Source organism: Runella sp. R5_40 (assembly GCF_057652295.1).
In genome coordinates, this window is record NZ_JBYFCH010000001.1 from 665670 (window position 1) to 684173 (window position 18504).

Genomic DNA, 18504 nt, shown 5'->3' on the forward strand with positions numbered 1-18504 from the left:
GATTTATTCGTAATTTTGGCACTATGTCGAGTCCCATTTTTATTCATACACAAGCGGAGTTTGAGCGTGTCGTTGAACGATTGAACCACTTCCCAGCCATAGCGATTGATACTGAATTTGATAACAATCATTATGCCTATGGCTTTACCCTTTGTTTGTTTCAAGTAGCTACCTCCGATGCGTGTTATTTGATTGACCCCTTTGAGGTAAAAGACTTGTCGGCGCTATGGCGCGTGATTGAAAACCCAGCGGTCGAAAAAGTAATCCACGACAGTGGCGAGGATTTTCGTCTGCTTTATCTTCACGGATGCTCTCCCCGCAATATCTTCGATACCAGTGTGGCCACGAAGCTGCTTTGTTTTGAAAAAATTGGTTTAGCAAGTGTATTGGGTGAAGTACTGGGTATTGAGTCGAGTAAGAAGAAGCAGCAGAGCAATTGGCTGAAACGCCCGCTCTCCGATATGCAGCTTGACTACGCAGCCAATGATGTCATTTATCTCCTTGAACTTCGTGACAAATTAACGGAACGCCTTCAGCAGCAAGAACGCTGGGAATGGTTTCAACAAAGTATGGCGTTTTTGGAAAACAAAAGCTACGTTCCCAAAACACGCAATACGTTTTTGAGCCCCAAAGAACAGCGCGATTTTAGCCCGTTTGACCAACATATTTTAAGTGAATTGTATCGTTTTCGTGATGAACAAGCGCGTCGTTTTGGCAAGCCAACTTACCAAATACTGACCAATGCGCAAGTACACGAAATTCTCATTGACCCAACAACACTCAACAACTGGCTACAGTTAAAAGGCGTAAATCCACGTATGCAAACTCCTTGGGCAGTGGATCAACTCAAACAAGTCATTCACCAAGCAAAAGCCGAGGGAACGAAGCGCCAGCTTTTGCACGAACGGGTGAAGCCATCTCCGCAAGAATTTGCCGAAATGCAGCAACGCGCTGCCCGAAGCAACGCCCTGCGTGAAGGAACCTTTCTACCGATGAAGCGTTGGATTGAAGAAAAATACGGATCGCTTTTTGTCCCGTACATTCTCAGCAATGAGGTCATTAGTACCCTTATTGGGGGAGAATTAAAACTGACCGACATTGGCCCGTCGTTTCAGCAAGCCATCATCCGCGAGGCTGCTTCGGCACTTGCTATTGATATTTCGGCTTTTGGCTAACAGCCTGTCTCCCTAACCACGTCTAATATGCTCAAGCGATACTTATTCTGGATTATTGGGGGACTGGCCGCTGGCCTTATCAGTTATTTTGTCTTATTTCCGCAGGTTTGGTATTGCCAATGGGTCGGTTTTTCTGATTTTAAAGCGCTCAATACTCACTTTTACGTCAGCCCCAAATCCTCTCCCAAACACCACCAATACGCCCAAAAAGTAGTGGCTGAGGCAGAAAAACGAATCCAAAGCTTTTGGGGTGGCCGACAAGGAAAGCCGACAATCATTGTTTGCTACGATCCGCACGAATATGCAAAATATTGCCACAGCGACGAAGGAGCAGGCTGTAGCATCGGAACACCGTGGGGCGCTTCTTACGTGGTGCTCAATTTGGACGGTATCAATACCGACGTCATCGCGCACGAAATGTGTCACGATGAACTTTTCACGCGGCTCGGTTGGTGGAAAACCACCCAACAAATTCCGCAGTGGTTCAACGAAGGGCTTGCTTTGATGGTTGATTATCGTTTTGTAGAAAACAAACCTCCCGCCCAGCGCTACATAGATTACAAAGACGAATGTGATTACATTTCGAGCGGTGGACAAGTAACCCTCGCGCTTACCGAGATTAGCTCAATGCGCGGATTTTTTACGGGTCCCGAAGGCCGTGTTATGTTGGCTTACATGACTTCGGGAATGGAAGTATCTCGTTGGCTAGCCGCCGCAGGACAACCTGCCATCCCCGTTCTGGTCAAGCATCTTCGTGAAGGACGCAACTTTCAAGGCGTTTACCAGCAGTTAGAAGCTAAAAAACAACCGTAGCCCGTTTTATGGGTTCATTTTCAGCTTCAAAAACTCAGCTGTGTAGTTATTTTCTAGCGCCAACATACTCTCGGGCGTCCCCGCAAACGTAATGTAACCGCCCTTATCGCCCCCTTCAGGCCCCAAATCAATAATCCAATCGGCCGATTTTATCACTTCGACATTGTGTTCAATGACAATCACCGTATCTCCCTGATTAACCAGCGCATTGATGGATTTTAACAATTTTTGAATGTCGTGAAAATGGAGTCCCGTGGTTGGCTCGTCAAAAATAAAGAGCGATTTGCCCTGATTAGGATTCGATTTACTCAAGAAGAACGCCAGTTTTACCCGTTGGGCTTCGCCTCCTGAAAGGGTATTAGAAGATTGCCCCAGCTTGATGTATCCCAGCCCCACATCTTTCAACGGTTGAAGGCGCTCAGCCAATTTAGGCTCTTCTTGCTGGAAGAAATCAATGGCTTCGTCAATCGTCATGTTTAAAATATCCGAAATATCGGCCGAGTTTCCATCGGGGCGTTGATAACGGACATCGAGTACTTCTTGTTTGAAACGCTTTCCGCCGCAGCCTTCACATTTGAGGTAAATATCAGCCATGAACTGCATTTCAATTTTCACTTGACCTTCGCCTTGGCAGGTTTCACAGCGCCCGCCTTCGACATTGAAAGAGAAATGAGAAGGTTTGTATCCTCTGGCTTTAGCCAAAGGCACATCGCTCATCATTTGGCGAATGTAATCATAGGCTTTGATGTACGTAACGGGATTAGAACGAGACGATTTCCCGATGGGATTTTGGTCCACCATTTCTAGGTTGTCGATGCGCTCAACGCTTCCCGTCAAATTGGCGTATTTGCCCGCATCTTCGTTGTACTCACCTTTTACGCGAGCCAAGGCGGGGAATAAAATCTTCCGAATCAGTGTCGATTTTCCTGAACCCGACACCCCTGTCACCACCGTAAGCGTTCCCAACGGAAATTTCACGTCCACGTCTTTCAAGTTATTTTCTTTGGCACCCGTCAACTCCAGCCAATGTGTCGCTTTCCGACGGAAGGTGGGGACGGGTACTTGGTCGCGGCCCGTGAGGAAGTCGATGGTGTGGGATACAGATGCTTGGTCGTCATTCTGTCCTCGTAATTCGTCATTATTAATCTCCTCCCAGCTCCCCTGCCAAACCACTGCTCCACCCAAATTTCCTGCATCTGGGCCGATGTCGATGATTTGATCGGCGGCGCGCATGACTTCTTCTTCGTGCTCAACCACAATTACGGTATTGCCCATGTCGCGCAACGACTCCAACACGCTTACCAGCTTTCGGGTATCACGCGGGTGAAGACCAATGCTTGGTTCGTCCAAAATGTACATTGAACCTACCAAGGCACTCCCCAGCGAAGTCGCCAACTTAATCCGTTGAAATTCTCCCCCTGAAAGTGAATTAGTCAAGCGGTTGAGGGTCAAATAACCCAGCCCCACGCGGTTCATGTATTCCAAACGGTTTTCAATTTCAATCAAAATGCGTTTGGCCACGCCGTATTGAAAATCGGGTAGCGTGAGGTTTTGGAAAAATTGTAACACTTCCGAGATGGGCATCAAAACCAAATCAGTAATGGAAGTGCCTTTTATTTTTACGTAACTCGCATCCTGACGCAAACGCGATCCACGGCATTCGGGGCAGTTGGTTCGGCCTCGGTACCGCGACAACATCACACGGTATTGTACTTTATGTGTCTGCGATTCTAAATGCTCGAAAAAGGCCGTTAGACCTTCAAAATAGCTATTCCCCGTCCAGAGTAACGTTTTCTGATCTTCGGTCAAATCTTTATAGGCGCGGTGAATCGGAAAATCAAAACGAATGCCATGACGCAACAACGGTGCCTGCCATTCGCTCATTTTTTCGGAACGCCAAGGGGCAATTGCACCCTCAAATACCGAAAGATTTTTATCGGGGATAACCAACTCAGGGTCTAAACCCAGTACTTTTCCAAAGCCTTCGCAGCGTTTGCAAGCTCCGTAAGGGTTATTAAAGCTAAAAAGGTTGACGCTCGGCTCTTCAAATTTTAACCCATCCAATTCAAACTTATCAGAAAACGAACGTTTTTCTCCACCGACTACTTTTATCCAACACAACCCTTCTCCTTCAAAAAAAGCCGTTTGTACCGAATCCGAAAGACGGAATAGCGTATCTTCGTCCTCGTGCTTAATGGCCGCTCGGTCCACCAAAACAAATAACTCCGCTCCCTCCAAAGCTCCTTCAACGTTGCCTTCTTCCAATAATTCCTCAATCGAACGTGTTTCGTCATTTACTACGATTCGCGTGTAGCCTTTGGAAAGTAGAATGGTTAATTCTTGTTCGAGCGTACGATTTTCTTTGATGATAAGCGGCGCTAAAACCATTGCCCGCGTCCCTTCCTCGTGGCCCATGAGGTAATTGACCACGTCGGTCACCGTGTCTTTGCGAACCACTTCCCCCGAAACAGGCGAGTGAGTTACCCCAATGCGGGCAAAAAGTAATTTCAAATAATCGTAGATTTCGGTGGTCGTCCCCACCGTTGAGCGTGGATTTCGGGTATTGACTTTTTGTTCGATGGCTACCGCAGGCGAAATTCCCTTGATGTAATCCACTTCGGGTTTTTCCATTCTCCCCAAAAACTGACGGGCGTAGCTGCTCAAGCTTTCGACGTACATGCGCTGGCCTTCGGCAAAAAGCGTATCAAAGGCCAACGATGATTTGCCCGACCCCGATACGCCCGTTACGACAACGAGTTTGTTTCGTGGAATGGCCACATCAATATTTTTGAGGTTATTGACTCGCGCCCCTTTGATGAGGATAAATTTTTTGGGGTCTAGTCCTTCAAAATCAGAAGAAGATACAGTCGGATTACTTGTCGTTTGATTCATTGGGCTGGTTTGCAAAACTCACAAAAGTAGGGAAAACGGCTCCGATATACTAACAATCGCTGAGGTGAGTTTTGGGGTTATAACAAAAAATCGGAGCAATTTGTCTCTTGACAAACTGCTCCGATTGAAAGAATGTTTTATTGACTGCTAGTATTGTTCCAATAAGTACTTAATGACATCCGTAGTAGTCACAATTCCAGCGAGTTGCCCATTTTCGATAACGGGCAAGGCGTGGTATTCTTCCGAAGCTAGAATCTCTGCTACTTCTTTAATACTCAAAGTTGCCTCTACCGTACGAGGTTTTTGGGTCATTACTTGCGAAATACTCAACATCTCCAAAATGGCTTCGTCGGCGCCTTCTTGATTTTCAAACAACGAACTGAAGGTCAAACGATTGATGTCGGTACTGCTGATGATTCCCACTACGTCGTGTCCTTCCAGCACAGGAACGTGTCGAATGTGATTTTTCTTTACTAAGTCAATAACATCATGCAAATCGTCGGAAACTTGAACAGTGGCTACGTTTTTGGTCATGATGTGCGAAATTGGTTCTCTTCTTTTCATTGGGAGGATTGATTGATTGTGATGAGCAATAGTACCCTCTTTCTGGCAGAACCTTTATGACCAATGCTACCGTTTTACCCTGCTTTTAATCATGTTTCCGAAAAATCGCTTATGGTAGTATCACACGGTCGATGACGTGAATAACGCCGTTGGTAGCAACAACATCAGCCGAAGTAACTGTGGCATTGTTGGTTCCGTTTCCAGCTCCACGCACTTGTACTGTCGAACCCAATGTCACGGTAAGTGGTGCTTGGCCTGCCGACGCAACTGTACCTGCTACAAGGTTGGTAGAAAAAACTCGGCCCGCTACAACGTGGGCAAGCAATACGTTGGTCAAAGTAGTCAAAGTTGCACCACTAGCAGCATTAATCGCATCAATGCTGTTGAAAGGAGTAGCTTGGAAGGCCGCATTAGTAGGAGCAAATACGGTGTAAGGTGAGCTACCTGTTAACACCGCTGTAACTGTTGCACCCACTGCTGGATTGGCTTGAATCACTTTGTTGAGCGCCGCCACCAAAAACGTAAAGTTGGCATTTCCTTGCGCCACTTGGAGCAGGTTGCCCGCAGGTGGCAACAAAACGCGGTTGATTACATGGATAACCCCGTTGTCAGCAGCGACATCAGCGGCTACTACTCGAGCTCCGTTGATTGACACCCCACTCGTGCCTTTCGTAATGTACGCTTTTCCTCCACTCAACGTAGTCACTTCCGTGTTACTCGCCGTTGGGAGGTCGGTTGAAAGGTTTTTTGTTGCTAAAACGTGGTACTGTAACACCGCCTTAAGCGTATTTACGTCCAAACCATTAACCGTGGCAAGGTCTAATCCAGACGCCGTAAAAGCTGCATCGTTTGGTGCAAAAACAGTCAAGCTACCTGCCCGCAACGCATCGGCTAGTCCAGCACGGCTCACAGCTGCCCGTAAGATTGTGAAGTCATTGTTTTGAAGAACTACGTCAGTAATGGTGTTGGAAGTAGGTTCATCTTTCTCACAGCTCATTAAGAAGAGGCTGCTTGCTAAAACTGTCAATGCCAGTGAAACTGTTTTGAGTGTTTTCCAATAGATGTTCATAGTTTGAAAAAAGTTTAAAAATGGAATGGGTAGATAATTGTTTAAAAACACCCATATAACTTTTTGTATAAGGCAAATTGTTTAACCTTTTCCAAAAAAAATTAAACAAAAACAAGCACAAACAAAAAAATAGGGCTTTCGAACAAGTCGAAAGCCCTATTTTTCAAGTAGTTGGCAGCTATTCTTACACCTCCGCTTGTGCGTATTCCTCTACAGGAATACAGGCACAAATCAAGTTACGGTCGCCATAAGCCGAATCAATACGGCTTACACTTGGCCAAAACTTATTGAAACGCAAGTGAGGCAATGGGAAAACTGCTTTCTCACGACTGTACGGGCGGTCCCAGTTTTCGGTCAACACAATACGAGCCGTGTGTGGTGCATTTTTCAGTACGTTATTTGCTTTGTCAGCCACACCTTCTTCCACTTCACGGATTTCGGCACGGATACTCAACAATGCGTCGCAGAAACGATCTAATTCCGCTTTTGATTCGGATTCGGTCGGCTCAATCATCAATGTACCTGCCACAGGGAACGACAAGGTTGGTGAGTGGAAACCATAATCCATCAAACGTTTGGCAAGGTCTTCGGCTTCGATACCTACGGCTTTGAAAGGACGGCAATCCACAATCATTTCGTGGGCACAACGTCCATTGCTTCCCGTGTATAAAATCTCAAATTGCCCTTCACCCGATAAGCGTTGCTTGATGTAGTTGGCGTTTGTAATGGCCATTTTGGTCGCATTCGTCAACCCTTCACCTCCCATCATGGCGATGTAAGCGTGCGAGATGGTCAGAATGCTTGCCGAGCCATAAGGTGCTGCTGAGACGGCGCCGTGAACCCCTCCCTGGCCCTCGGTCAGGTTGACATGCCCTGGCAAATGCGGCACTAAGTGTGCTGCTACGCCAATAGGCCCCATCCCTGGGCCACCACCACCGTGAGGGATACAGAATGTTTTGTGTAAGTTGAGGTGGCAAACATCAGCCCCGATAGTCGCAGGACTCGTAAGTCCTACTTGGGCGTTCATGTTTGCACCATCCATATACACTTGTCCACCATGACTGTGGATAAGTGAACAAATATCAATAATACTTTCTTCAAACACCCCGTGGGTTGACGGATACGTCACCATCAAACACGAGAGTTCGTTGCTGTATTGTTCCGCTTTTGCTTTCAAGTCTTCAACGTCAATGTTTCCGCGCTCGTCGCACTTCGTCACGACTACCTTCATTCCTGCCATTACTGCCGAGGCTGGATTGGTACCATGCGCCGACGACGGAATCAAGGCCACGTTGCGGTGACTTTCTCCGCGCGCTTCGTGATAGGCACGAATCGTCAACAGACCAGCGTATTCACCTTGTGCTCCTGAGTTTGGCTGAAGCGACATGGCGGCAAAACCTGTAATTTCGCAAAGCCAATCATTTAAGTGCTTGAACAACAACTGGTACCCTTCCGTTTGGAAAGTAGGAGCAAATGGGTGCATTTTACCAAACTCTGGCCAAGTCACTGGAATCATCTCGGCCGTAGCGTTGAGTTTCATCGTACAGCTTCCCAAGGAAATCATCGAGTGAACCAACGATAAATCTTTGTTTTCCAACGACTTCAAGTATCGAAGCATGTCGTGCTCTGTATGATAGTTGTTGAAAACAGGATGCGTCAAATACGCCGATTCGCGCGCTAAGTTGGCAGGTAACGATACTTCTACTTCGTCAGGAATGCTCATTTCGATACCTTCACCCGATGCAGTTGCAAACAAATCCAACAATTCAATCAAGTTGGCAAATGTTTTCGCTTCATCAAACGATACTCCTACCGAACCATTGGCATTGTGACGCAAATTGATACCGCGCTTACGAGACTCTTCTTCCAGCTGTTGCGCATTACGAACATTGACCGTCACGGTATCGAAGTAATTTTGCGTCGCTACTTCGTAACCCATTTCTGAAATAGCATCTGCAAATGCTTTCGTTAAGCCTTGGATTTTTGAAGCAATGCTTTTTAAACCTTCTGGCCCGTGATAAACTGCATAAGCAGCAGCCATCACCGAAAGTAATACTTGGGCAGTACAAATATTTGAGGTAGCTTTTTCACGACGAATGTGCTGCTCACGCGTTTGAAGTGCCATACGCAAGGCACGGTTTCCTTCAGTATCTACCGACACCCCAATGATACGTCCAGGAATCTGACGTTTGTAAGCATCTTTAGTGGCAAAAAACGCCGCGTGTGGCCCGCCGTAGCCCATTGGAACGCCAAAACGTTGTGCCGAACCGACTACTACGTCTGCCCCCATTTCACCAGGCGCTTTCAACAACGTAAGGCTCAACAAATCAGCAGCGACTGCCACAAAAACGTTCAGTTCGTGGGCAGCGGCAATAAAATCAGTATAATCAATGACCTCTCCGTCGGTGGCTGGGTATTGCACCAACACCCCAAAGATGGCAGGATCAGTCAAATCAACCTTAGAGTGGTCGCCCACTACGACGTTGATATCCAACGGAGTAGCACGGGTATAAATCAAATCAATGGTTTGTGGGTGGCAACGCTCCGACACAAAAAACGTTTCTGCTTTCTTTTTGGCTCCTGTACGCAAGCTATGAAGCATCGTCATTGCTTCGGCAGCGGCCGTTGCTTCGTCCAAAAGCGAAGCATTAGCAATCTCCATTCCCGTCAAATCAATCACCGCTGTTTGGAAGTTGAGCAGCATCTCCAAGCGTCCCTGCGCAATCTCTGCCTGATACGGCGTGTAAGCCGTGTACCATGCAGGATTCTCCAGAATGTTACGCAAAATCACGTTGGGGACAATCGTATCGTAGTAACCCGTACCGATGTATGACTGGTAAATGCGATTGAGGCGGGCGACTTTTTTCAAGTCGTTGAGGTACTCAAACTCCGACTTAGGGGCAGGCAACTCTAGCGGTCTTGCTAAACGAATAGCAGCAGGAACGGTTTGCTCAATCAACTCATCGACAGTGCTTACTCCGATGGTCTTTAGCATTTCTTGTAACTCTTCGGGACGTTGGCCGTGGTGACGGCGCTCAAAGGATTCTTGTTGGTGAAGACTGATTTTCATCCGATTTATCAGAGCGGTCTATTGTGTGTAAGATTTCGCAAAATTAGTCAAAAAAAAGGGTCTTTGTTGCGCCCTTTTCTTGGAAAAACAAAAACTGAAGGGTAAAGTTTGCGTTTTGGTTTTCCTATTTTACTTTTTGTGGTTAAGATGAGACTATTTCACAAAATCATTGCAACACGCAACGTTTCACGTTACATTTGTGTTCTATGATTATCAATTACCGACATAAAGGGCTAGAATTGTACGCAACCAAAGGTGACCGTTCCAAGTTGCTTGCTGCACATATTCCAAAAATTCGACTGATTTTAACGCGTCTGGATGCCGCAAGTAGTCCTGAACAGATGAATCAAGTTGGGTATGGATTTCATGCCTTGAAAGGGGACTTGAAAGGCTTTTATGCGGTAAAAGTATCTGGAAATTGGCGCATCATTTTTCGTTTTGAAGGCGAAAATGCAGTGGATGTAGATTACTTAGACTATCATTAAACAAAGAAGACATGGCTTTATTTGACCCCGCCCACCCTGGCGAACTAATCCGAGAAACATTAGAAGGCTTACGCGAAGAAACAGGACAAAAACTAACTATCGCCGAGGTAGCCGAAGGCTTAGGAACAACACGTAAAACACTATCGGCAATTATCAATGGCAAACAAAGTATTAGTCCTGAAATGGCCATTCGATTGGGTACTGCTTTTCCAAACACAAGTGCTGAATTTTGGTTGAAAGTACAAGAAAACTACGACCTCGCTAGAGTACGGCCCAAGGTTGATACAAGTCATATTCGGGTTTTCTGGAATCCAACAAATCTAAATTTCAAACCTGTTTAGCAATTAGAGAATAGAAATCTTCCAATAATTCATGAAGGATATACTTTACGCAACAGTCGCCTCCCTGTGTTTATACTGCCAAGTGGCCTTTTCTCAAAATGCTACTTTGCAAATCGACCTTAACAAAGAAATTGGCCCCATGCACCCTGCATGGGCGTGGTTTGGGTACGATGAGCCAAATTATACCTACATGAAAGACGGCAAAAAATTGCTGTCCGAACTTTCGGCGCTTAGCCCCGTACCTGTTTACGTTCGTGCCCACAACCTACTAACCACAGGCGACGGCACTCCCGCGCTCAAGTGGGGTTCTACCAACGCTTACACCGAAGATGCCCAAGGAAATCCTGTGTATGACTGGACAATTGTGGATAAAATTTTTGATACGTACGTCGAACGAGGGATGAAGCCAATGGCTCAAATTGGATTTATGCCCGAGGCACTTTCAACCAAACCCCAGCCTTATCGCCACCAATGGGCGCCTGGTCAGCACTATACTTCGATTTACACGGGTTGGACGCACCCTCCTAAAGATTACGCCAAATGGGCCGAATTGGTCTATCAGTGGGTAAAACATTCGGTAGAACGTTACGGCAAAAAAGAAGTAGAGAGCTGGTACTGGGAGTTATGGAACGAACCCGATAGCCCTTACTGGGGCGGCACAGTGCAGGAATATTGCAAGTTGTACGATTATTCAGTTGATGCTGTTCGGCGCGCATTGCCAACGGCCAAAATCGGCGGCCCTCACGTCACAGGCCCTGCTGGACGCCGTGGTGGTGATTTTCTGAAAAAATTCCTCAAACACTGTGTTTCTGATACCAATTACGTAACAGGTAAAATTGGTACTCCCCTTGATTTTATTGCGTTTCATGCCAAAGGAGCGCCTAAACTCGTCAACGGGCACGTACAAATGAACATGGGAACGCAGCTTCGTGATATTTCGACGGGTTTCCAGATAGTCGCCTCTTTTCCCGAATTAAAGCACTTGCCCATCGTCATCGGAGAGTCTGACCCCGAAGGCTGTGCAGCCTGTGGCATGAAAACCGACCCGCAAAACGCCTACCGCAATGGCACGATGTACTCAAGCTACACCGCTGCGTCTTTTGCCCGAAAATATGCCTTGGCCGACCTCCATCAGGTCAATTTTAAAGGCGCTGTATCGTGGTCATTTGAGTTTGAAGACCAACCTTGGTTTTATGGATTTCGTGATTTGGCCACCAACGGCGTGGACAAACCCGTACTGAACGTATTTCGGATGTTTGGTAAAATGAGCGGTCAACGCGTAGAAGTCAAAGGCAACCTAATGTATCCTGCCTTGACGGTTCGGGATTCGAGCGTACGAAAAACAACCCCCGACGTGGGTGGATTGGCCGCCAAAGACCAACGAAAAGCTACCGTACTTTTTTGGAATTACCACGACGACGATGTCTCTGCCGCCGCCTCTTCGGTGCAGTTAACGCTTGACCACCTTCCTGCCAAAAAGGTTAAAATCACCCACTACCGCATCGACAGCCAACACAGCAACAGCTACGAAGTGTGGAAAAAAATGGGTTCTCCTGCCAGTCCAACTCCCGAACAAATCAAGGAACTGGAGAAAGCGGGGCAGTTAGCGAAGCTAGGCGCACCTCAAACCCAAACCGTTCAAAATAATCAGCTGATTATTACCACTTCCTTGGAGCGTCAAGGAGTGGGATTGGTGACGTTGGAGTGGTGAATTGGGACTACTTATTCTTCTCAAAATTCCTCAAAAACTCCTCGCGGTCAGTGATTTTAAAATCGGCTTGCCATTCGTATTCTAAGCCTCGGTGAAGGCCGTGCTGCGCACCAAAATAATACATATTTTTCATGGCGGCGATGGTCTGCGCCGAGTTGCCTTTTATTTTTTCAATGACTTGGTTTACTGTCGATTCTAACTCTGCCAAAGGCACTGACTTATTTACCAACCCTATCCGCTCCGCCTCCTTGCCCGACACGGGTTGGGCCGTAAACGAAAGTTCCATCGCTTTCATCAGTCCTACTTTTTGTTGCAGACGCTGAGTCATTCCCCATTTGGGCGCAATTCCCCACTTGGTGTGCGTGTCCCCGATTTGGGCTTCGTCGGCCGCATACACTAAGTCAAAGGCAAGCATCAATTCGGTAGCGCCCGTGTAACAGTAGCCATTGACTTGGGCAATTGTTACTTGTGGCATTGCCTGTAAGGTCAGAATAAAAGCCGCGCCCATTTCCATTACTTCAAAGTTAGAAAAGTGCCCCCCTTCAATGCTTTCGTTCAACGCTTTCAGGTCAACTCCTGCCGACCATGCCCGTCCAGCCCCCGTAACGACAAACACCTTAATAGATTCGTCCAACGACACTTTCCGCGCTACATCTGCCAATTCAGCGATAAGATTGGGGCTGAGGGCGTTCAACACCGACGGACGATTGAGCGTTACTTTGGCCACTCCTGCTTCTTGCGAAAAGAGAATATCTTGGTACGTTGTCATATTCTTCTCGATTAATCTTTCTTAAATATCTGCATTTCTAACCGTAAAACGCTCATTTGCTGGCACATTTTTAGCTAGATTATTTACGGAGTAAAACAATTTCGTCGCTTAAAATCGTTTCTAAAATTAGAGAATCAGCCCTCCGAGACATTTTAATCGTAACTTTGCGGCCTTATTTACTCCAAACCTATGAGGTTTGCTAAGAAACGACACTGGTAAACCTCATAGGTTTCAAAAGAGCTATAGAACTGAAAACAGATTTCTTTAATGTATAAAGGAAAAAAAGTAATCATCGTCATGCCCGCTTACAAAGCGTCGCTAACGTTAGAAAAAACCTACCGAGAAATCCCCTTTGACTTGGTAGATGATATTATTTTGGTCGATGATGCTAGTCCAGACAACACCGTCGAAGTAGCCGAGCGACTGGGCATCAAACATGTCATTCGCCACGATAAAAACAAAGGCTACGGCGGCAATCAAAAAACGTGCTACACCAAAGCCCTCGAACTGGGCGGCGATATTGTCATCATGCTTCACCCTGATTATCAATACACTCCGCTGTTATTAACAGCCATGATTTCCATCATTGGCAATGGGTTGTATCAGGTCGTGTTTGGCTCACGTATCTTAGGAAAAGGCGCTCTCAAAGGCGGAATGCCTATGTACAAATACATCGCCAACCGCATTTTGACGTTGACTCAAAACATTTTGATGAACCAAAAACTCTCCGAATACCACACGGGCTACCGCGCGTTTTCGGGGGAAGTTTTGCGAAGCGTTCCTTTCCAGAAATGCAATGACGACTTTGTTTTTGACAACGAAATGATTGCCCAAATTTTCTGGAAAGGCTACGAAATTGGTGAAGTAACCTGTCCTACCAAATACTTTGAAGAAGCGTCATCAATCAATTTCCAACGAAGCATGAAATACGGCTTTGGCGTTTTGGGAGTATCAAGCCGCTACTTTTTGGCAAAAATTGGACTATGGAAATGGAATTTGCTAGATTAAGCGAGAACGAATGACGAAGAACGAATTTTGAATGACGAATTAGGAGTGTCTCTGGTTGCTCACAACCAGAGAAATTTGCGACCGCGTTTTTTCCTGAAAAACAAAAAAGGGCAGCTTGGGGCTGTCCTTTTTGTTCACTGTCGACTGTAAAATATAGACTACCAATTGTTTTTAAGCGTCTTTCCAACCAATCGCACATCCTACGGCTTTGGTTTGGGTCACTACGACGGGTTTACCCGCCAAAATGTTGTTGACTGCATCTTCCACGTAGCGTTTGGTGACGCCTGCGGGGTCTTGGTAATTATCATCTATTGTTCCAATGTATTGTACCGTGAATTTAGCATTTTCATTTCGTAAAACAAAAACATGCGGCGTACGCGTTGCGCCAAAAGCTTTGGCCACGGCTTGCGTTGCATCTTGTAAATAAGGGAAAGTATAGCCTTTCTCCGTCGCTCGCTTCTTCATATTGTCCATCGACTCGTCTTCGTAATCAGAAGCATCGTTGGAGTTAATTGCCACAACGGGAAAATTGAGCGCGGCGTATTTTTTATCCAAAGCAATGATGCGCTCTTCGTAGGCTTTGGCAAAAGGACAGTGGTTGCAGGTGAACACCACAATCACGCCTTTTTTGTCTTTGTAATCCGACAAACTTACGGTTCCTCCTTTAGCATTTTGAAGCTTAAACTCAGCTACCGACCCGCCGATTGGATACCCCACCGAAGAAGCCTGCGCGCGTTGCTGCTGAAACAACAACGTCGTTGCGATACTCACTGTCAACGCTGCGAATAATGTCGCCCAAAACTTATTTTTCATGGTCGTTGGTATGTTTGCCATTCTGACGAAATCAAGTTAAAAAGTCACAGAAAATCAGAGAGTTCCTTTTGCAAACGGAGGGCATCAATTTTTTGTTCAAAAAACACTTTTTTTCCCTTGGCATTGTTGAAAATCAGGGTAGCAGGAATGGCACCTGACCATTCTTTACTCACCTTCTCAATCCAGCTATTGGCGTCGGGTTCATTGAGCAACCACACGTGCGATGTTAGCTTTCGTTCGGTCACAAAAGGAACGACTCTCGTTGTCAATTCTCTAGCAAAATCCATGCTAACTAAAATCACTTTGAGCTTCTGATTCAGGTATTTTTGCTGGGTTTGTTCAAAATATGGCAATTCTGTCACACAAGGCTTGCACCAAGTCGCCCAGAAGTTCAATACATAGGTAGTATCGCTTTTTTGAGCAAAAAGACTATCCATCGCCGCCCATTTTACCATCGATACTTGCTGCGCTTGCCCCACCGTTTGTATCATCACCAACAACATACCCACTATCCAGCCTTTTGCATTCATTCTTACAAAATTAAAATTCTACTGCTGAATACATCGGGTTGTGAGCAACCCTTTCCACAACACTCAATACGTCGGGTTGTGAGCAACCCTTTCCACAACACTCAATACATCGGGTTGTGAGCAACCCTCTTCACAATACTCAATACATCGGGTTGTGAGCAACCCTCTTCACAATGCTCAATACATCGGGTTGTGAGCAACCCTCTTCACAGCACTCAATACATCGGGTTGTGAGCAACCCTCTTCACAATGCTCAGCAACCCTCTTCACGATGCCAAAGTAAGTACGCGATTTTTTCCCACATTTACAAACTGACTTCTCTAGTGCGCTTCCAGCCAATTAAGCCCCTTTCCAATCCCCGTTTCCATTTTTACGGGCAGCGGAATGGCATTCACCATCAACTCATTTACGTGGTGGCTCAACAATTCGATTTCATCGCGGTGCGCGTCAAACACCAATTCGTCATGTACCTGCAAAAGCATACGTGACTGTAGTTTTTCGCGTTTCAGAAAATCGTGGATGTTGATCATAGCTATCTTAATCATATCCGCCGCAGAGCCTTGAATCGGCGCGTTGATGGCGTTTCGTTCGGCAAAACCACGCGTCGTTTGGTTTTGAGAATCGATATCGGCCAAATAACGCCGACGTCCCAAAATTGTTTCAACGTACTTTTGTTCACGGGCTTTGTTAATCACCATGTCCATGTAGCTTTTTACGGCAGGAAATTCTTGGAAATAGGCTTTAATGATTTCACTTGCTTCTCCCCGCGCAATCCCCAAGCGTTGGGCTAAACCAAAGGCCGAAATACCATAAATGATACCAAAATTGACCATTTTGGCTTTTCGGCGCATGTCCGACGTTACTTCTTCGAGGGCTACGTTAAATACTTTACTGGCCGTACTGGCGTGAATATCAATGCCTTTATTGAAGGCTTCGAGCATGGTGGCATCTTGACTGAAAGCGGCCATGATGCGAAGTTCGATTTGGGAGTAGTCGGCCGATAAAATCACATAATCTTCATTTCTAGGAATAAACGCTTTCCGAATCTCTCGTCCACGAGGCGTACGAATCGGGATGTTCTGAAGGTTAGGATTGGTACTGCTCAAACGCCCCGTCGCTGCCACGGCCTGATTAAACGACGTATGAATTCGTCCCGTTGATGGGTTAATAAGCTGTGGCAACGCATCCACGTAGGTCGATTTTAACTTCTGCAACTCGCGGTAGTCCAAAATCTTACGCGCGATTTCGTGTTCCGATTCCAAATCCGACAAAATATCTTCTCCCGTAGCGTATTGTCCCGTTGCTGTTTTCTTAGGGTTTTTGACCAACTTCATTTTTTCAAACAAAATCACCCCCAGTTGTTTCGGAGAACCAATATTAAATTCCTCTCCCGCCAGCCCAAAAATTTCTTGCTCCACTTGTTTCATGTCGATTTCCAACACCCCCGACATTTCGGATAAAACGTTGGTATCAACCCTTATCCCCTCACGTTCCATGGCGGCCAAAACGGGCACCAACGGCACTTCTACGCCTTTGAATAATTTCTCGGCTTGGTTTTCGACCAAAAGTGGTTGTAGTTTATGCTTGAGTTGGAGGGTAATGTCGGCATCCTCGGCGGCATATTCTACCACTTTCTCAATGGCCACATCCCGCATCGTCAATTGTTTAGGGCCTTTTTTACCAATAAGCGCCTCAATCGCCACGGGTTCGTAGTTGAGATAGGCATTGGCTAACGCATCCATGTTATGACGCTTATCGGGTTCGATAAGATAATGCGCCAACATGGTATCGTACAACGGCCCGCGCACCTCTACCCCGTAATTTTGCAGAATCAACATATCGTATTTGAGGTTCTGCGCTATCTTTTCAATCTTTTCGTTTTCAAGCACTTCTCGAAAATCTTCCACGATAGCTTGCGCTTCGGCACGGTCGGCTGGCACGGGTACGTAAAACGCCTCGCCGTCGCGGTAAGCAAATGCCAAACCCACCAATTCAGCATCAATGGCATCCACCGACGTGGTTTCAGTATCAAAACAAAAAGATTCTTGCAAACTCAAGTAATACGCCAGCGATTGACGAAGCTCAGGGGTATTCACCAAATGATAGCGGTGAGCCGTGGTAGCCACCGTACGGCGCTCATTGCTCGTTTCTGATTCGGTACCTGTGCTTACCGAAGTCACTTCGCTTTGTTTACTCACCGAAGGAGCTGCCGTTGGGGCTTCACCAAACAGGTTCAATTGGCCCGTTTTATTGGCCGCAGGAATAGCAACGGGGGCTTCTGTTTCGCCCAAAAGGCGTTTTTTAAGGGTTTTAAACTCTAGTTCATCCAACAACGACGAAAGTAGCTCGCGGTTGGGCTCACACATGCGCAAATCTTCCTCTTCAAAGGCAATCGGCACGTTAATATCAATCGTCGCCAATTGCTTCGACAACACCGCCAAGTCTTTTCCTTCAATGACCTTCTCTTTGAGTTTACCTGCGAGCTTATCGGTATTGACAATCAGGTTTTCAATCGAACCAAACTCAGCGACCAGTTTTTGCGCCGTTTTTTCTCCGACCCCAGGAATCCCAGGAATGTTATCGGACGCATCACCTTGCAGTCCCAACATGTCCACCACCTGACTAATATCACTGATTCCCCAACGCTCGCAGACTTCTTTTGGCCCCATAATCTCCACTCCCTTTCCCGATATGGCTGGTTTGTAAAGATATACGTGCTCTTCGACCAACTGCCCGTAGTCCTTGTCGGGGGTCATCATAAACACTTCAAATCCTTCGCGGGCGGCTTTTTTGGCGAGCGTCCCTACCACGTCGTCGGCTTCATATCCTTCCATTTCCAAGATAGGAATACACATTGCCTTCAGTAGCTGTTTTACGTACGGAACCGCCGTTGTAATGTCCTCGGGTTGTTCTTGACGCTGCGCTTTGTAGGCTTCAAATTGCACGTGCCGAAATGTGGGCTTCGGTGTATCAAAAGCCACTCCAAGGTGGGTAGGTTTTTCGTCTTTTAATACTTCCAATAAGGTATTGGCAAAACCAAAAATAGCACTGGTATTTAACCCTTTAGAAGAAATTCGAGGATTTTTAACAAACGCAAAGTGAGCACGGTAAATCAGGGCAAAAGCGTCTAAGAGAAATAATTTTTTTTCGGGTTTCATGGGGTGTTTGAATGTATATTAGCTACAAATAACGCAAAGTTTGGAGAGATTTTTGAAGTTTGTAAACTACCTTTTGCCTTTGTTCGTTACTTTAGGTGTTTTTTAA

14 protein-coding genes are annotated in these 18504 nt (G+C 46.3%); 6 read left to right on the forward strand and 8 right to left on the reverse strand.

What is annotated here, in order from left to right; all coding sequences use genetic code 11:
- Positions 1–23: 23 nt before the first annotated feature.
- Positions 24–1175 (forward strand): ribonuclease D, encoded by a 1152-nt coding sequence (locus tag AC23N5_RS02875; protein ID WP_487754405.1) that lies wholly within the window; start codon positions 24–26, stop codon positions 1173–1175.
- A gap of 27 nt (positions 1176–1202) precedes the next feature.
- Complete coding sequence (locus tag AC23N5_RS02880) at positions 1203–1988, forward strand: hypothetical protein (RefSeq protein WP_487754406.1); 786 nt, start codon at positions 1203–1205, stop codon at positions 1986–1988.
- Positions 1989–1994: 6 nt separating this feature from the next.
- Here the strand turns inward: AC23N5_RS02880 and uvrA are convergent, their stop codons facing one another.
- From uvrA to gcvP, 4 genes are all read right to left on the reverse strand, one after another.
- On the reverse strand, positions 1995–4880 hold the full coding sequence (gene uvrA, locus AC23N5_RS02885; protein WP_487754407.1) for an excinuclease ABC subunit UvrA: 2886 nt from the start codon (positions 4878–4880) through the stop codon (positions 1995–1997).
- Positions 4881–5027: 147 nt separating this feature from the next.
- The gene (locus AC23N5_RS02890) at positions 5028–5444 is read right to left on the reverse strand and encodes a CBS domain-containing protein (RefSeq protein ID WP_183977471.1); all 417 of its coding nucleotides are present in this window, start codon (positions 5442–5444) and stop codon (positions 5028–5030) included.
- Between the two features lie 109 nt (positions 5445–5553).
- Positions 5554–6513, reverse strand: a complete 960-nt coding sequence (locus tag AC23N5_RS02895) for a fasciclin domain-containing protein (RefSeq protein ID WP_487754408.1) — start codon at positions 6511–6513, stop codon at positions 5554–5556.
- Positions 6514–6697: 184 nt separating this feature from the next.
- Positions 6698–9583 (reverse strand): aminomethyl-transferring glycine dehydrogenase, encoded by a 2886-nt coding sequence (gene gcvP / locus AC23N5_RS02900; RefSeq protein ID WP_487754409.1) that lies wholly within the window; start codon positions 9581–9583, stop codon positions 6698–6700.
- A 206-nt stretch (positions 9584–9789) separates the two neighbouring features.
- On the opposite strand from gcvP, the gene AC23N5_RS02905 reads away from it, so the two are divergent.
- From AC23N5_RS02905 to AC23N5_RS02915, 3 genes are read left to right on the forward strand one after another with little or no spacing between them, the layout of a single operon-like run.
- Positions 9790–10068 carry a type II toxin-antitoxin system RelE/ParE family toxin gene (locus AC23N5_RS02905; RefSeq protein ID WP_487754410.1) on the forward strand — a complete coding sequence of 93 codons (279 nt, stop codon included), beginning with the start codon at positions 9790–9792 and terminating at the stop codon, positions 10066–10068.
- A gap of 11 nt (positions 10069–10079) precedes the next feature.
- Positions 10080–10409, forward strand: a complete 330-nt coding sequence (locus AC23N5_RS02910; protein WP_487754411.1) for a HigA family addiction module antitoxin — start codon at positions 10080–10082, stop codon at positions 10407–10409.
- A 31-nt stretch (positions 10410–10440) separates the two neighbouring features.
- The gene (locus AC23N5_RS02915) at positions 10441–12120 is read left to right on the forward strand and encodes a GH39 family glycosyl hydrolase (RefSeq protein ID WP_487754412.1); all 1680 of its coding nucleotides are present in this window, start codon (positions 10441–10443) and stop codon (positions 12118–12120) included.
- Between the two features lie 7 nt (positions 12121–12127).
- On the opposite strand, the gene AC23N5_RS02920 is transcribed toward AC23N5_RS02915, so the two are convergent.
- Positions 12128–12889 carry an enoyl-CoA hydratase/isomerase family protein gene (locus AC23N5_RS02920; RefSeq protein ID WP_487754413.1) on the reverse strand — a complete coding sequence of 254 codons (762 nt, stop codon included), beginning with the start codon at positions 12887–12889 and terminating at the stop codon, positions 12128–12130.
- A gap of 267 nt (positions 12890–13156) precedes the next feature.
- On the opposite strand from AC23N5_RS02920, the gene AC23N5_RS02925 reads away from it, so the two are divergent.
- The gene (locus AC23N5_RS02925) at positions 13157–13897 is read left to right on the forward strand and encodes a glycosyltransferase family 2 protein (protein ID WP_183977479.1); all 741 of its coding nucleotides are present in this window, start codon (positions 13157–13159) and stop codon (positions 13895–13897) included.
- A gap of 171 nt (positions 13898–14068) precedes the next feature.
- Here AC23N5_RS02925 and AC23N5_RS02930 read toward each other — a convergent pair whose 3' ends face one another.
- From AC23N5_RS02930 to polA, 3 genes are all read right to left on the reverse strand, one after another.
- The gene (locus AC23N5_RS02930; protein WP_487754414.1) at positions 14069–14710 is read right to left on the reverse strand and encodes a thioredoxin family protein; all 642 of its coding nucleotides are present in this window, start codon (positions 14708–14710) and stop codon (positions 14069–14071) included.
- 44 nt (positions 14711–14754) lie between these two features.
- On the reverse strand, positions 14755–15240 hold the full coding sequence (locus AC23N5_RS02935; RefSeq protein ID WP_183977483.1) for a TlpA disulfide reductase family protein: 486 nt from the start codon (positions 15238–15240) through the stop codon (positions 14755–14757).
- A gap of 320 nt (positions 15241–15560) precedes the next feature.
- Positions 15561–18398: a DNA polymerase I gene (polA, locus tag AC23N5_RS02940; RefSeq protein ID WP_487754415.1), complete on the reverse strand. Its 2838-nt coding sequence runs from the start codon at positions 18396–18398 to the stop codon at positions 15561–15563.
- Positions 18399–18504: the final 106 nt, after the last annotated feature.

What these genes read in the sequence shown, in the direction of transcription:
- AC23N5_RS02905 (WP_487754410.1), top strand. Translation starts at nt 9,790, where the DNA reads ATGATTATCAATTACCGACATAAAGGGCTAGAATTGTACGCAACCAAA.
- uvrA (WP_487754407.1), bottom strand. Translation starts at nt 4,880, where the DNA reads ATGAATCAAACGACAAGTAATCCGACTGTATCTTCTTCTGATTTTGAA.
- AC23N5_RS02880 (WP_487754406.1), top strand. Translation starts at nt 1,203, where the DNA reads ATGCTCAAGCGATACTTATTCTGGATTATTGGGGGACTGGCCGCTGGC.
- AC23N5_RS02910 (WP_487754411.1), top strand. Translation starts at nt 10,080, where the DNA reads ATGGCTTTATTTGACCCCGCCCACCCTGGCGAACTAATCCGAGAAACA.
- polA (WP_487754415.1), bottom strand. Translation starts at nt 18,398, where the DNA reads ATGAAACCCGAAAAAAAATTATTTCTCTTAGACGCTTTTGCCCTGATT.
- AC23N5_RS02925 (WP_183977479.1), top strand. Translation starts at nt 13,157, where the DNA reads ATGTATAAAGGAAAAAAAGTAATCATCGTCATGCCCGCTTACAAAGCG.
- AC23N5_RS02890 (WP_183977471.1), bottom strand. Translation starts at nt 5,444, where the DNA reads ATGAAAAGAAGAGAACCAATTTCGCACATCATGACCAAAAACGTAGCC.
- AC23N5_RS02935 (WP_183977483.1), bottom strand. Translation starts at nt 15,240, where the DNA reads ATGAATGCAAAAGGCTGGATAGTGGGTATGTTGTTGGTGATGATACAA.
- gcvP (WP_487754409.1), bottom strand. Translation starts at nt 9,583, where the DNA reads ATGAAAATCAGTCTTCACCAACAAGAATCCTTTGAGCGCCGTCACCAC.
- AC23N5_RS02930 (WP_487754414.1), bottom strand. Translation starts at nt 14,710, where the DNA reads ATGAAAAATAAGTTTTGGGCGACATTATTCGCAGCGTTGACAGTGAGT.
- AC23N5_RS02915 (WP_487754412.1), top strand. Translation starts at nt 10,441, where the DNA reads ATGAAGGATATACTTTACGCAACAGTCGCCTCCCTGTGTTTATACTGC.
- AC23N5_RS02875 (WP_487754405.1), top strand. Translation starts at nt 24, where the DNA reads ATGTCGAGTCCCATTTTTATTCATACACAAGCGGAGTTTGAGCGTGTC.
- AC23N5_RS02920 (WP_487754413.1), bottom strand. Translation starts at nt 12,889, where the DNA reads ATGACAACGTACCAAGATATTCTCTTTTCGCAAGAAGCAGGAGTGGCC.
- AC23N5_RS02895 (WP_487754408.1), bottom strand. Translation starts at nt 6,513, where the DNA reads ATGAACATCTATTGGAAAACACTCAAAACAGTTTCACTGGCATTGACA.